This window comes from Novipirellula herctigrandis (genome assembly GCA_007859835.1).
In the GTDB taxonomy this organism is placed as follows: Bacteria; Planctomycetota; Planctomycetia; order Pirellulales; family Pirellulaceae; genus Novipirellula_A; species Novipirellula_A herctigrandis.
Map to the genome: position 1 here is coordinate 1,325,211 of SJPJ01000001.1, position 12,039 is coordinate 1,337,249.

The following is a 12,039-nucleotide window of genomic DNA, read 5'->3' on the forward strand; positions in this document are numbered from 1 at the left end:
TCCCTTTGAGTAGCCGCTCAATATTCCTGTGAAAACATGCCAATTATCGGAGATTTTAAGATGACAAACAAACCACTGACAAAACCTCATCCCGCTCAAATGGAAGCAGAGCCAACAAGCCAATCACCCGCTTATCAACCACGTTTTGATATTGTCGAGTCTGACAACGAGTTAACGCTCTATGGCGACATGCCAGGCGTCGAAGAAAAGGATCTCGATGTTCGCTATGAGAACGAGCAATTGATGATTCACGCAAAGGTGCCATCGCGCAAGGAAGCTGAAACCATGCTCTGTGAGGAATATGGCGTAGGCGATTATCAACGCACCTTCATGATTGGTGAGTCGATTGATCCCGCCAAAATCAATGCCGAAATTCACAACGGTGTACTTGTCGTGCACCTGCCAAAGACCGAGGCAGTCAAACCCAAACGAATCCAAGTCAAAGCCGTTTAAATCCTGCTAACAAAACGATACGGCTCCTCCTTCGCTGCATTTTGTGGCGAAGGACCTGTGTTTTTACCATCAAAAAAAAGGATGACTAACCATGTTCAAAAGCCTAATTCCACGGCGAAAGGCGGAAGAGACGGAATTGGCCAAGTCTCAGCCTATGAGCGAACTCGCACAGTTCCGTGCGAATTTCGACAAGATGCTTAGCGACTTCTGGAAAAGCGATATCGAAGACTTGTGGGACAGTCGCTGGGGATACGACATACAGGACAGCGAGAATGAACTTGTCGTACGCGCCGAAGCACCAGGTTTTGAACCTGATGAAATTGATGTGCAATTGTCTGGCAATCGTTTGGTCGTCAAGGCAGAGCACAAGTCGGAAAGCAAGACGGATTCTGGTAGTACGACCTCCTATGGAAAGGTCTATCGCAGCATGACCGTCCCGAAGGGTATCGAAGCGGATAAAATCGATGCAACTTACAAGAACGGAGTCCTTGAAGTGCATCTGCCCAAAGGCGAGCAAGCAAAGGCAAAACGAATTGCTGTTCACTAGCTAACGTGGCGCGGTGGAAATCCACCGTGCTTTTTTTTGAATGCGGCAGAGACTGCCGCGCTACTATTTGCAATTGGAGTAAAATTGTCATGTCATCTTCATGGGAACAACTCGAACGCACTTGTATCGAGGATCATCGAGAAATCAAACGCGGCTATCGCGAGCTTCTCTCATTGATTGAAAAACGAGATTTTGTCTCGGCTGCGGTGGTCGCTAATCGTCTCGACAAGCGAGCCGGTCCCCATATCGAGTTCGAGGAAATGTATGTTTTCCCCGAAGTTCATGAAGCGCACGGCTCAGCCTACGTTGAGGAAATCTTCGACGAACGCCGCAGACTCATCGAAGTGATCGATGAACTCAAAACGCTAACGCCCCAATCCAATCCAACGCAAGACCAGCTCGAAGAATGGACATTGCTGCTTGAGCGAGGTTTGGAACGAGCCCGAAGCAGCGGATCGCTATTAGTCCACTTGCAAGTGCATTCGATGGAGCAACAGCAAGAGCAACTCGACGTGCTGCGCAAATTGAAGGAGCAAGGCCATCGATGGAGCGAGCTAGCTTCGTTGAAGGTTGCGCACTAGCAAATTTAGCACGGTGGTCCTAAACCGCGAACGGATTGTAGCCTTTTCGTCTCCAATTGTGAGTCGCGGTATGGGACCAGGATGCTAGGTTGCCGTGCTTGGCAGGGCTGTTTGTTGTGTTCCGCGTTGCATCAAAGTAAAATGTTGGGGCCCATTCGTTCGCCGGTACCTTTCCATTTGTTCCTGCCTAAAAAAAATCGCAATGCTTCAAAAACACTTTTGTCCGTTAGCCCTCTTTGTCTCGCTACTTCTTGCGACCGTTTCGATTGCCCAAGAGGCGGTCTTGGATACTCCACCTCGGACGAAGCCGAATTCGGCGATTGTTCCAATTCCTCGTGGTGCAAAACAGATGCAGCGTCACGAGAGTTTTAACAAGAGAATCAAAGAGGGAAATGTTGATCTTCTGATGATCGGCGACTCGATCACGCACGGCTGGGAACGTGCTGGCAGTGAGGTTTGGCTTAAGTACTACGGTCACCGCAATGCCGTCAACCTTGGCATCGGCGGTGATCGAACGCAACACGTGCTCTGGCGGTTGGAAAATGGGAATATCGATAACATTTCCCCGAAATTGGCGGTACTGATGATCGGCACGAACAACTGTCGCAGCAATACGCCGGAGGAGATTGCCGAGGGGGTCGATGTGATCGTGACCAAGTTGCGAACAGAGCTACCACAGATGAAGGTACTGGTGTTGGCAATCTTTCCTCGTGGCGAGGACGACACGCATCCCGGTCGGCAAGTGAATATGAAAGCGAATGAGTTGATCGAAAAGCAAGCGGACGGTGAGATGGTTCACTTCCTTAACATTAACTCTGCGTTTTTAACGGAGGATCGTATTCTCACACGTGAAGTGATGCCCGATCTGCTGCACCCGCGCGAGAAGGGCTATGGAATCTGGGCGGAAGCGATGGAGCCAACCATTGTAAAGCTGATGGGGGAACCGTAACGCGTTCCTTGAATCGTCAAAGTTGAGGATGGACTGGGCAACTCTAATCCAAACGCGTTGCAGAAATCCGCACCGCTTCGGAGTCAGGAACGTACGGCTCTTGAGCCCCCCGGATTAGCATTAGGAAATAATCTCAACGCGACCAGTTTAGGAGCTCGTTAAGCAGTTCGCATCAAGCGAGAGGGCATCACAGATTTTTCTTCTTTTGAGCAGATGTTCTTGCTCGAATCGTCCACCTAAACGATCATTCTGAACAAGCATGTTTCCATCCCATCATGACCCCGTTTATAATGTCGACTCTTTCAATCTTGCGAGAGATGAAAGGACTGAGGAAATTCGATTTTTAAATGAATTCGACATAGAGAATTGGACATGGAATTGTCCCTCGGCGGATTCGATAGTGAACTCTCGTTGTGCGTGGCAGAGCTAATTCGATCGACTTGGAAAAGTATGTGCCCGGCATGCAGCCGAGCGTGCAGGACGTTCTTCCTCACAATTGAGATGGTTTTGAAACAGCGCCGCTAAGCAGCGAGAAATGGAACGAAGGCAGATTCGATGACACTCGTCCGATTGCAATACTCGATTATGGCAGCAGCGCTGTTGCTAAGTTTTCATGATGTGGACGCCCAGGAATCGCCGCACGCATTGGCGCTGCAGAACAAGAGCCTTTGCGAGCTGACGAAGGAAATTAGGCCCGGTTTTCTGCTCGGCACGCATCTTTCAGCCGCGCATATGCCTGACACGGTGGAAAATGAAAAACCTCGCCAGATCATCGCGCGAGAATACAATCTGATCTCCGTTGGGATTTATCAAAAAAGCACACAGCGAAAGTCCCAGGACGATTGGAATTTCCGTTCCATTGATCCGGTGGTGCACTTTGCGGAGCAAAACGGGCTGAAGGTTTACGCTCATCCGATGTTTGGTTCCGATGGTTACCTTGCCGATTGGTTACTTAAGGATGATTTGACCAATGATAAGATGCTGGAAATGATTGAGGACCGAATTAAGACGGTGCTTACTAGATACAAAGGAAGAATCCACATCCTTGATGTTTACAACGAAGGCTTCGGCAGAGCAGCCCGAGGATGGCGAGAGAATGAAAATCGGTTTCTTCAACTTGGTTGGCATCAGAACGAGTTTGGTCGATGGCCAATCGCTTTGGAAAAAATGCTGTTGTGGTGCCGCCAGTATGGAGGCGATGAACTTAAGTTAATCTATAACGACAATAACAATACTCATTTGGGCATGCCGCAATCTCTGGACTGCATTGCTTTGTTTAAAGCGTTGAAGAAACAAGGGATTCCGATCGATGGTATTGGAATTCAATGTCATACAAAGATCACCCAGCACGGAGAACATCGGTTGAGCGCGAGTTCGCAAGCTCATGGTCCGAAGTTTGATGCTGAGTCGTTCGCAGCGAATATTCGAACGATGGGGGAAGCGGGGATTGACGTGGTTGTCACTGAATGTGATGTGCATCTCTATGGAACAATCGATGACGAGAAACTCGCGAAGCAAGCGAGTGCCTATCGCTCAATTCTTTCCGCATGCATTTCGGAGCCAGCGTGCAAGGCGTTTAAAACATGGGGGTTCACGGACGCAAGTTGCTGGAAGCCGATGAAAAAAGGAAACCATGGGCACGATTACGAACCCTGCCCACTTGTCTTCGATCGCGACTACCATCCAAAGCCATCGTATCGAGCCATGAAAGAATTGCTGATCGAGCGAATTATCAAAGACGAGTGCATGATCCAGAATTAACGTTCGGTTCCACTACCGGTAAATCAAATTTGGACGGAGCATTCGTTCCTGTGTGCGATTGTGGAAAGGAAATAGTCGACATTTTTGCGACAATGTCTAGGTAGTCGACACATGACAATTTCAGTTCGTAGCACTAGCCAGTAAGCGCACGTGCCCACCGAGGCGGCTTACGCCGCGTTGGAACTTCCATTTGCGTGGTCCACCGTCGGTCCCGCAGAGCGTGACATCTTCGATCACGGTCGCCAGCGCGGCCCGTAGCGTCGCGGGGTCGGACAGGGTGAAAGTTCTCTCGCGAGCGACCTAATTCGGCCGTGACACGGGCGGCCTCGCGTTTTGGGTTTGATTGCCGTCCGCGCCCAGTCGCCTGCAATTGTTCGTTGAGCCTCCGTCGCTCGCCGCGCCAATCGGCCAGCAGACGGGATGCGTCATCGAGGTGGTCGTCGTCGAGCAGCAAGGGACGCTCAACTCCCTTCGCAATGTTCTTTTCCAGTGCCGCGATCCGCTTGCGGAGCGACTTGGCATCGCTGGTCTTGGATTTGGTCGCCTTCATACGTCGAGCGATCGCCGTTTCGACGCTACTCAATCCGATGACACGTGACGAAGGTCCGTCACGGTTTAGTGTGGGTGTAAATCCAGTCCACCGCAGTAAAAAAAAATTGCTGTTTTGTAGTAATCTTTGTTGCGGTAGCCACCGACGTGTCGCTTGACGGACTGTATCTTGCCGATGATTCCCTCGGCCACCGTGTTGGCGATTCCATGAGTGTTCTGCGGCGATGATTCGCCGGCATCGGCGAAGAACTTCCTGGTGATCCCACTTGATCGTTTCGAGAAGACGCTGCAATGTTGGCGGAGCAACGTCTTGTTTTCGAGCCATCGTTTCGACGTTCTTGCGACCGATATCCGAGAGGAGTCCACGGACGTAAACCGCTAGCAGGCTTTGGCCACGAATGCCGCAGAAAAAATCAGCAAACAAGGCAAAGTTTTTGGGCAAGCCTCTTTCCGAGCGATGCGATATCTTTGTCAGACATGGGGGCGGCCTTTCGTGGTTTCGTTGTGAAACATAAGCACATGGAAGGTCGTCTCATTTTTTCGCATTCAAGTCAACGGCGATAAACCGATATTACGCCGAGTCTTAAAGGCCCAACCCGCGATCAAAGTGGCGCTGTCCAGCTAGTGATGACAGACGTTATTTCACTACTTCACGCCGCGCGATTTGTGCTCTGCTATCGGTGCGCTGTCGATGATCCGCTGGCAACCGCTTGGTCCACAACGTCGTTTGTTGATCGTAAGCGAAGCCTTCGCTAAGATACTGCTAGGGAACGGACACCGGTCACCCAACAGGCCGAAGGCCGGACGGACGCTGCTCGGTCGATTGATTCATCATGGTGACGCGGTTGGCGTTTCACGCACATCCGTGTGACACACCATGAAATGCACCGGAGAACGGTTGCGGCGTTTTTTTAGAATGGTCACTTAACCTCTCCGCGCCCCATTGATTTTTAACGTTATACGGCAAAATTTCCACTTTCAAGGATGACGCAAAAGTGCGCCGATTGTTAACTGACTACGGCATAATTTGCCTCGCCGGAGTACTGTACGCCATTGCTCTGAAGTATTTCGTCCTACCATCAAAGGTGATTCTGACCGGGACCGAAGGCATTGCCACTTCTCTGTCTTACTACTTCGAGAGCTACTGGGTGTTTATCGCTCTCTACGTGGTTTTTCAAATAGGATTACTGACCTTTGCGTTTGCACATGTAAGCCGGGTATTCGCCCGCCGATCGCTCGTCGTCGTGATTACCGTTGTGGTGTCACTCTTGGTTTTGCCAGAATTGCGATTCGCTCAACCGGAACCGCAGAACGAGCGAATCATCCTAGTCCTTTTTGGCGGACTCCTTGCCGGGGTCGCCAAAGCATTGGCGTTTAAACATCGTGGCTCAACCGGCGACGAAGATATTCTTGGTGCCTATTTCGCAGCCAAGTACCTGAAACCGGTTGGATCAATTGCCATTATTGCCGCCGTGGGCTCAACCGCCTTTGGACTGTTAATGGACCTTGTTAAGAACGGAGAATTCGAGTCCGTCGTGAACACATTGATGTACACCTGCATTTACATCTTTGCGTCCACTGAAACGCTAAACAATCTCTACCGCAAATTCAAAATAACCATGCTCGCGATCATCACGCGGCAACCGGAAGCCATCGGTACCACAATCAATACGACCTCTCCACATCGGACCTACACGATACATCAAGGAACCGGTGGGCGAAGCGGCGAGTCCTTCGATATTGTCAGAACCATTATTACCCACGAAGAACTGCCACAAATAATTGCCGCTATAAAAAACGCCGATCCAGATAGTTTTTACTACTACCACGACATCGAGGGAATTTCTAGTCGTTACCATATCGCGCCGATTGGCTAACCGATTGCCACTGGAAAACGCCGTATAAAATCTAGAAGGCCCTTGGTTGCTAGCGGAGTCGCGGGCCGCGTCGATCCTGAAATCCACATCGTACACGCGACCCCGGTGAACGGTGACGACGATGAAGTCCGCGCGATTTGTGCCCTGCTATCGGTGCACTGTCGATGATCCACTGGCAACCGCTTGGTCCACAACGTCGTTTGTTGCTTTCAAATTGAACCGTCGCTAAACTGATACTCTTATGGATGTGTCACGCGTCACTGACGGGGCCGAAGGCCGGACGGACGGTGCTCGGTCGATTGATTCATCATGGTGACTCGATCGGCGTTAAACCCAAATCCGTGTGATAACCATCGAATGCAACCGCGTCGCGGTGGTTGCGTTTTTTGAAGTTGTTAATCATCCGCCGCGACCGGATGATTCGTGACGTTATGCCAATCGAATGACCGCACTGCCTGCAACGCAAGAACGTCTGGGAATATCTCATCTCATGCTGTTGACCGCAGGCATTAGCATTGCGTTTTTTGTTGCACGGGGTATCGAGCATTTGCGATTTCCGGCTGACGCTCACTACTACAAACTTGAATGTCCTTCAGGCGTTCACGCCTTTGGGATGCTCATCGCGGCGATCTACGGACTTTGTGTCACGATGGTTGTTCTCGCAATTCGCGCCAGAGACTTTTGGTTGAGCCCAGGTAAAACGCTCGCATTGCTTTTCACAACAATGTGCGTCCTGAACTGGAGCCTAGAATTCATCGCTTCCGCCGTGACGTATGTTCGTATGCAAACCGATCTCGCACCGGGGGTTGTTGATCGTCGGGGCTATATTCTTGGCATCTGGTACGGCAACTTCGCTGTTGATGTCGGGTACGTCGCCTGCTTACCTGTTCTCCTATGGGTAATCTGCAAAACGAAGAATCAACCGTTCTGTTTTCGTTTGACGTGGGTGGGATTTCTGTTCTTTGCACTCTTGATTATTGGACAGGTCCATCTGGGATTTCGCACCTACGTAGGCTCTGCATTGAACTTCTGGTACTTCGAGGCCGCAATTGGAATTCCGATATGCTTACTGATCGCAGCCATTGCCCGTTCGGTCACACGGCGAGACGCAATGGATTGGTGGACGATAATGACCGCAGTCCCGGTTATATCGGTTTGGTTCGTCGCTATTTCCCTCAAATTACTGGCATAATCATCGCATCCACAGAAGTCGGGGTTGCGTGGTTTTACGAATGGGCAGTCACTTTTCCCGACTCCGTGATGCGGGTCGTTCGTCGATAGAAGATGAGAATAAAACTTTCAATTCGGACCGCGTTGAGCGTGGTAACGACGATTGCGATTGGATTTGCCTGGTACGCGAGAAATTCCGCCACGCGTACCCAGGAACCTCGATCTCTCGCACGAATCGAAGAACTAACCGAAAATCGTACGTCGATATTCGACATCAGCGATGCTGTTAATCACTGGTGCGGAACGTGGTCTGGTGGCGTGGTGTACACGGAACTACGCGGTCCTGCTTTCATTCGATGCCTCGACTTGGATGCGTTTCGACGCGTCACCCACATTGAATTCCAACATGAGGAGAACCCCGATCTCGTTGTAGAACTTGACGCATTTGAAGAACTGGAATCTGTTTCATGTTCCAACTGGACAACGCGATTGTCGGATCGATCTCAATCTGCCGCCGAACTCGCGGGCGTCTTGTACCTTTTCCGGTCGACTCATCCTGACGTTGACGTTCGATACGATGGCTCGAACACTACGGCGTACGAAGTTTCGCAATCGATTTTGGATGACCTGCTTGGTGGGGTGGATTCCCAACCTAACGTTACCGGGAATGATCCTTTCGGCGGCGTTTCGGCAGCATACGACGATCCTTTTTGGCGGAGATCCGTTTGAATGACGACGAACCCTCGGTTGCACCGGAGGCCGTGAGTAGACATTTTTGAAGTGGTGAGTCGTTCGCCGCCCGCTGAACCGTGCCGACTATGAAGTCCGAGTTTGCGCAAGTGGCGAGCCTTCACTCCATGCCCGGTGATTTTTAACGTTAGCGGACAGAAACGGCATTCATTGGCAACTCACTCGATGTACAGAGAACGCAACTTCATCGACGCGATCACGAATGGTACTGACAGTCAGTTGGCGGCACTGCTACAGTCGCACGTTGGCGGCGACCCACTCGTAGCAACGATCTCCGACCCTCAGCCAACCAACCACTCCATTGGCTTTGGAATGACACTGCTGCAGCTTGCGTCGATTAGAGAACGGAAAGGTGGCAATCCCTCAAAGGTGCTAATCGATCACGGTGCCGAGGTCGATTTGCATTCCGCTTGCGGACTCGGATCGATCAGTCGAATCGAGAGCCTCTTGGCCGATCGCCCCCAAGAATTGAACAAACAAGTCGATACGTATTTCCCTGTGCAATTCGCGATTACCGCAGGACATTCAGAAGTGATTCACTGTTTGGCAGAGCACGGCGATGATGCAAACCGCGACCTGCGTAAAGTTGCATACTTTGGATGGGAGGATGACGCTCGCGGCCAAAACTACATTCCATGGAAACCAATCCATATGGCATCGCTTTGGGGATTCGACTCTACACGGGTACCGGTCGCACAAGCTCTGGCTTCGGCGGGAGCCGATCTAGATGTGCTTTCACCGCTGGACGGATTTCGCCCGATTCATTTAGTTTCAATGCCCAACCGCGTGGAAATGATAAGGTTCCTTGTGTCCGAAGGTGTCGATGTTGACAGTCGCACAGAAAAGTGTGCGGCAATCGATTTACCTAATGAAGATGGTCCGCTCGTCGGTTATGAATGCACGGCACTAATGGTTGCCGCAGCCGAGGGATTTCCTGAAGCAACGACTTGCCTCCTTGAATTGGGTGCTGACCCAAATGCCGTCAATGACCTAGGTCATACGGCAATGGACTTTGCCCACAAACGCTTCTGGGATGGCCAGCCTTACGAAACCATCATTGATATACTGGCACACGCATGACTCACGACCTGCGTCTTGCCAAATGTCCGAAGAACCATCGCGTGCAATGATGGGCGGGTGGCACGCGTTTCGGAAAACTTGCAAGTCTCTCGCGCGTCCCGATAATGCGTAGCGATATCCACCTTGAACGAACAAACCCAGGATAGAACCATGCATTCACTTGAAGGACGAGTTGCGCTGGTCACGGGCGGTAGCCGTAGCGTCGGCAAGGGGATCGCGCTCGGGCTTTGCGAGGCGGGCGCAACCGTCTACATCACAGGCCGGTCGGTTTCGGATCGAGTTGCCGCGCGTGTCAGTGCGTTGGGGGGACGGGCGGTCGCTGTTCCCTGCGATCACCAGGATGATGACCGGGTGAAGTCGGTCTTTGAACACATTGCAAAATGCGAGGGCCGCCTTGATGTCTTGGTGAACAATGCATGGGGCGGATACCAACGCCTTCGAAACCGAAAGGCCAATCCAGGCTTTCAGTGGAAAGATCCTTTTTGGCAACAACCCTTGACGCTCTGGGACGAGATGCACACGGTGGGGGTTCGCTCGAACTATATCGCCAGCGTCTTTGCTGCGCAGGCAATGCAGGAACAAGGCCACGGTCTAATCGTCAGCATCTCGTTCTATGCCGGACGGAGGTATCGCGACAACGTGCCCTACGGCGTCTCCAAGGCAGCAGTAGATCGTTTGGCTCAGGATATGGCGGTGGAACTGGCGCCACACAACGTTGCGTCCGTTTCGCTGTATCCGGGCCATGTGATAGATGTGAAAAAAACACGCAAACCAAAGAGGGAATCAGCTCAGTTTGTGGGGAGGGCCATCGCTGCTTTGGCTACTGATCGAGGCCTTATGAAGAAGACGGGGCAAATTCTTGTCGCCGCTGAACTTGCAAGAGAATATGGATTCACAGACACTGACGGAACTCAGCCGGCCCCCTATGATAAGCTGTAGGCGGACACACTTCCCCGACTGGCCGAGAACAAAATATTGGACCGCGGTCGGGTCTGCGGTCGCTGCCAATCTCAACGCTTGATCGTCCCGACGCGGTCAAATTTACCGTTTGTCTCAGAATGCACAGAAGGATTTGAGTACCATGGTTCGATGCACTTTGCTCGCAACCATCGCCTTTGCGTGGTTCGGAACAGTCCCTTTTTCGGTGGGGGAAGAAGTGCTCTTTGAAGATGACTTTGATGGCACGCTGTCGTCCGAGTGGCGGGCCGTCGGGTTAACGAAGGACGACTACCGAATCCGAGACGGCGGACTGGAGATGCGCGTCCAACCGGGGCGACGTGCCCGTGACACGCCGATGCTCATGGTTCTACTGCCTTTCAAAACATCGGAGTTTGTAACGGCTTCGGTCGAGCTGACACTTCTGGATCGATTCACCGAGCCGGCCGAGTCTGCCGGGCTCTTCCTTACGGATGCTGACAGCCGCGAATTCGGGGGTGAGAAGAAAAATCGGAACGGTCATCTTGTGTTTTTACCAGGAGACGTCGAATTCATTGGTGAAGAGGGAGAGGAAGGCGACCCTCAGCAATATGCGATGAAGTTTTGGCCTGCGAATGAAGTTTATGGTTCGCTACGAATCATCGTTCGGGGGAACTATGGACACTTCCAGGTTGGCCCCTCACGGAAAGGGAAATACTTGAACTTCTTCCATTCAGCGCTCCGCAAGGATGAGCCCAGACGTGGTTTCAGCCTTTCTGCATCAGGTGGCCCTTCAGATCGGGATCACTGGGTGCGGTTCGACAATTTCCGCGTCACTCGCAAATGAGACGAACGTACCGATCCGCGCGAGTCGCCAATCGCGAGGGAATTAAGTGAATGATCACACGGTGACGACCGCGTGCTCTTGGGCGTCACCCGACTGAAGTCGTTGCCGAGAAATTCCGGAGGTTATCTGACGGGAATGGATGATTACCCTCACTACGAAGCTCCCAACTCCAACCTCGGTTACTTCTGGCTTGCGAAATACTCTTGGACGGATTTCCCCGTCGACTACTTCACCGAAAACTACGACGATGATGACGCGGAATTCCACCCGTTCTCTGCTGACTTTCGGCTAGGCTATTACGATCATGACATCCAAGAAACTGCATCTACCCCAGACGGCTCGACAAAACTCGTTGCGGAGCTGCTCCGTGGATCGTGGGCATCGTCCTACCGCAATGCTGTCGCTGAAGCCGCAATTGATGCTGGCTAATCAAGGACATGCTTAATCTGGATGATGTTCAACTATCGCTACGAACCAGAGCGAAGCGGGGTGGCTGAAACGTTGGAGTTGCTGTTTCTCAGGACATTGTTGTTCGATCCATCGTCTTCAACCTAAACTAG

Annotated in this window: 13 protein-coding genes; 12 read left to right on the forward strand and 1 reads right to left on the reverse strand. The window is 51.7% G+C overall.

The genetic code is table 11. From position 1 onward, the window contains the following. Nucleotides 1-60 precede the first annotated feature (60 nt). From CA13_RS04550 to CA13_RS04570, 5 genes are all read left to right on the forward strand, one after another. The gene (locus CA13_RS04550) at nt 61-453 is read left to right on the forward strand and encodes an Hsp20/alpha crystallin family protein (protein WP_419193937.1); all 393 of its coding nucleotides are present in this window, start codon (nt 61-63) and stop codon (nt 451-453) included. Nucleotides 454-544: 91 nt separating this feature from the next. Further along, entirely contained in the window at nt 545-1,000 is a 456-nt protein-coding gene (locus tag CA13_RS04555) for an Hsp20/alpha crystallin family protein (RefSeq protein ID WP_146394796.1), read from the forward strand. A gap of 89 nt (nt 1,001-1,089) precedes the next feature. Further along, nucleotides 1,090-1,581, forward strand: a complete 492-nt coding sequence (locus tag CA13_RS04560) for a hemerythrin domain-containing protein (RefSeq protein WP_146394797.1) — start codon at nt 1,090-1,092, stop codon at nt 1,579-1,581. Nucleotides 1,582-1,783: 202 nt separating this feature from the next. Further along, entirely contained in the window at nt 1,784-2,530 is a 747-nt protein-coding gene (locus CA13_RS04565) for a platelet-activating factor acetylhydrolase IB subunit (RefSeq protein WP_146394798.1), read from the forward strand. A 555-nt stretch (nt 2,531-3,085) separates the two neighbouring features. Further along, nucleotides 3,086-4,291, forward strand: coding sequence for an endo-1,4-beta-xylanase (locus tag CA13_RS04570; RefSeq protein WP_146394799.1), 1,206 nt, complete (start codon nt 3,086-3,088; stop codon nt 4,289-4,291). Nucleotides 4,292-4,424: 133 nt separating this feature from the next. Here the strand turns inward: CA13_RS04570 and CA13_RS04575 are convergent, their stop codons facing one another. After that, nucleotides 4,425-5,282 carry a transposase gene (locus CA13_RS04575; RefSeq protein ID WP_146394800.1) on the reverse strand — a complete coding sequence of 286 codons (858 nt, stop codon included), beginning with the start codon at nt 5,280-5,282 and terminating at the stop codon, nt 4,425-4,427. Nucleotides 5,283-5,835: 553 nt separating this feature from the next. On the opposite strand from CA13_RS04575, the gene CA13_RS04580 reads away from it, so the two are divergent. The 7 genes from CA13_RS04580 (at nt 5,836) to CA13_RS04610 (ending at nt 11,908) form a co-directional block, all read left to right on the forward strand. Beyond that, nucleotides 5,836-6,717 carry a YitT family protein gene (locus tag CA13_RS04580; RefSeq protein ID WP_146394801.1) on the forward strand — a complete coding sequence of 294 codons (882 nt, stop codon included), beginning with the start codon at nt 5,836-5,838 and terminating at the stop codon, nt 6,715-6,717. 442 nt (nt 6,718-7,159) lie between these two features. Then, nucleotides 7,160-7,909 carry a hypothetical protein gene (locus tag CA13_RS04585; protein WP_146394802.1) on the forward strand — a complete coding sequence of 250 codons (750 nt, stop codon included), beginning with the start codon at nt 7,160-7,162 and terminating at the stop codon, nt 7,907-7,909. A gap of 92 nt (nt 7,910-8,001) precedes the next feature. Next, entirely contained in the window at nt 8,002-8,616 is a 615-nt protein-coding gene (locus CA13_RS04590) for a hypothetical protein (protein WP_146394803.1), read from the forward strand. Between the two features lie 186 nt (nt 8,617-8,802). Further along, the gene (locus CA13_RS04595) at nt 8,803-9,717 is read left to right on the forward strand and encodes an ankyrin repeat domain-containing protein (protein WP_146394804.1); all 915 of its coding nucleotides are present in this window, start codon (nt 8,803-8,805) and stop codon (nt 9,715-9,717) included. A gap of 150 nt (nt 9,718-9,867) precedes the next feature. Next, complete coding sequence (locus CA13_RS04600) at nt 9,868-10,656, forward strand: SDR family NAD(P)-dependent oxidoreductase (protein WP_146394805.1); 789 nt, start codon at nt 9,868-9,870, stop codon at nt 10,654-10,656. Nucleotides 10,657-10,798: 142 nt separating this feature from the next. Further along, on the forward strand, nt 10,799-11,479 hold the full coding sequence (locus CA13_RS04605) for a hypothetical protein (protein ID WP_146394806.1): 681 nt from the start codon (nt 10,799-10,801) through the stop codon (nt 11,477-11,479). A 135-nt stretch (nt 11,480-11,614) separates the two neighbouring features. Beyond that, complete coding sequence (locus CA13_RS04610) at nt 11,615-11,908, forward strand: immunity 22 family protein (RefSeq protein WP_146394807.1); 294 nt, start codon at nt 11,615-11,617, stop codon at nt 11,906-11,908. Nucleotides 11,909-12,039: the final 131 nt, after the last annotated feature.

Excerpts from the sequence above, each read along its gene's own strand:
- CA13_RS04550 (WP_419193937.1), top strand. The coding sequence starts at position 61 with ATGACAAACAAACCACTGACAAAACCTCATCCCGCTCAAATGGAAGCA.
- CA13_RS04555 (WP_146394796.1), top strand. The coding sequence starts at position 545 with ATGTTCAAAAGCCTAATTCCACGGCGAAAGGCGGAAGAGACGGAATTG.
- CA13_RS04560 (WP_146394797.1), top strand. The coding sequence starts at position 1,090 with ATGTCATCTTCATGGGAACAACTCGAACGCACTTGTATCGAGGATCAT.
- CA13_RS04565 (WP_146394798.1), top strand. The coding sequence starts at position 1,784 with ATGCTTCAAAAACACTTTTGTCCGTTAGCCCTCTTTGTCTCGCTACTT.
- CA13_RS04570 (WP_146394799.1), top strand. The coding sequence starts at position 3,086 with ATGACACTCGTCCGATTGCAATACTCGATTATGGCAGCAGCGCTGTTG.
- CA13_RS04585 (WP_146394802.1), top strand. The coding sequence starts at position 7,160 with ATGACCGCACTGCCTGCAACGCAAGAACGTCTGGGAATATCTCATCTC.
- CA13_RS04590 (WP_146394803.1), top strand. The coding sequence starts at position 8,002 with ATGAGAATAAAACTTTCAATTCGGACCGCGTTGAGCGTGGTAACGACG.
- CA13_RS04595 (WP_146394804.1), top strand. The coding sequence starts at position 8,803 with ATGTACAGAGAACGCAACTTCATCGACGCGATCACGAATGGTACTGAC.
- CA13_RS04600 (WP_146394805.1), top strand. The coding sequence starts at position 9,868 with ATGCATTCACTTGAAGGACGAGTTGCGCTGGTCACGGGCGGTAGCCGT.
- CA13_RS04605 (WP_146394806.1), top strand. The coding sequence starts at position 10,799 with ATGGTTCGATGCACTTTGCTCGCAACCATCGCCTTTGCGTGGTTCGGA.
- CA13_RS04610 (WP_146394807.1), top strand. The coding sequence starts at position 11,615 with ATGGATGATTACCCTCACTACGAAGCTCCCAACTCCAACCTCGGTTAC.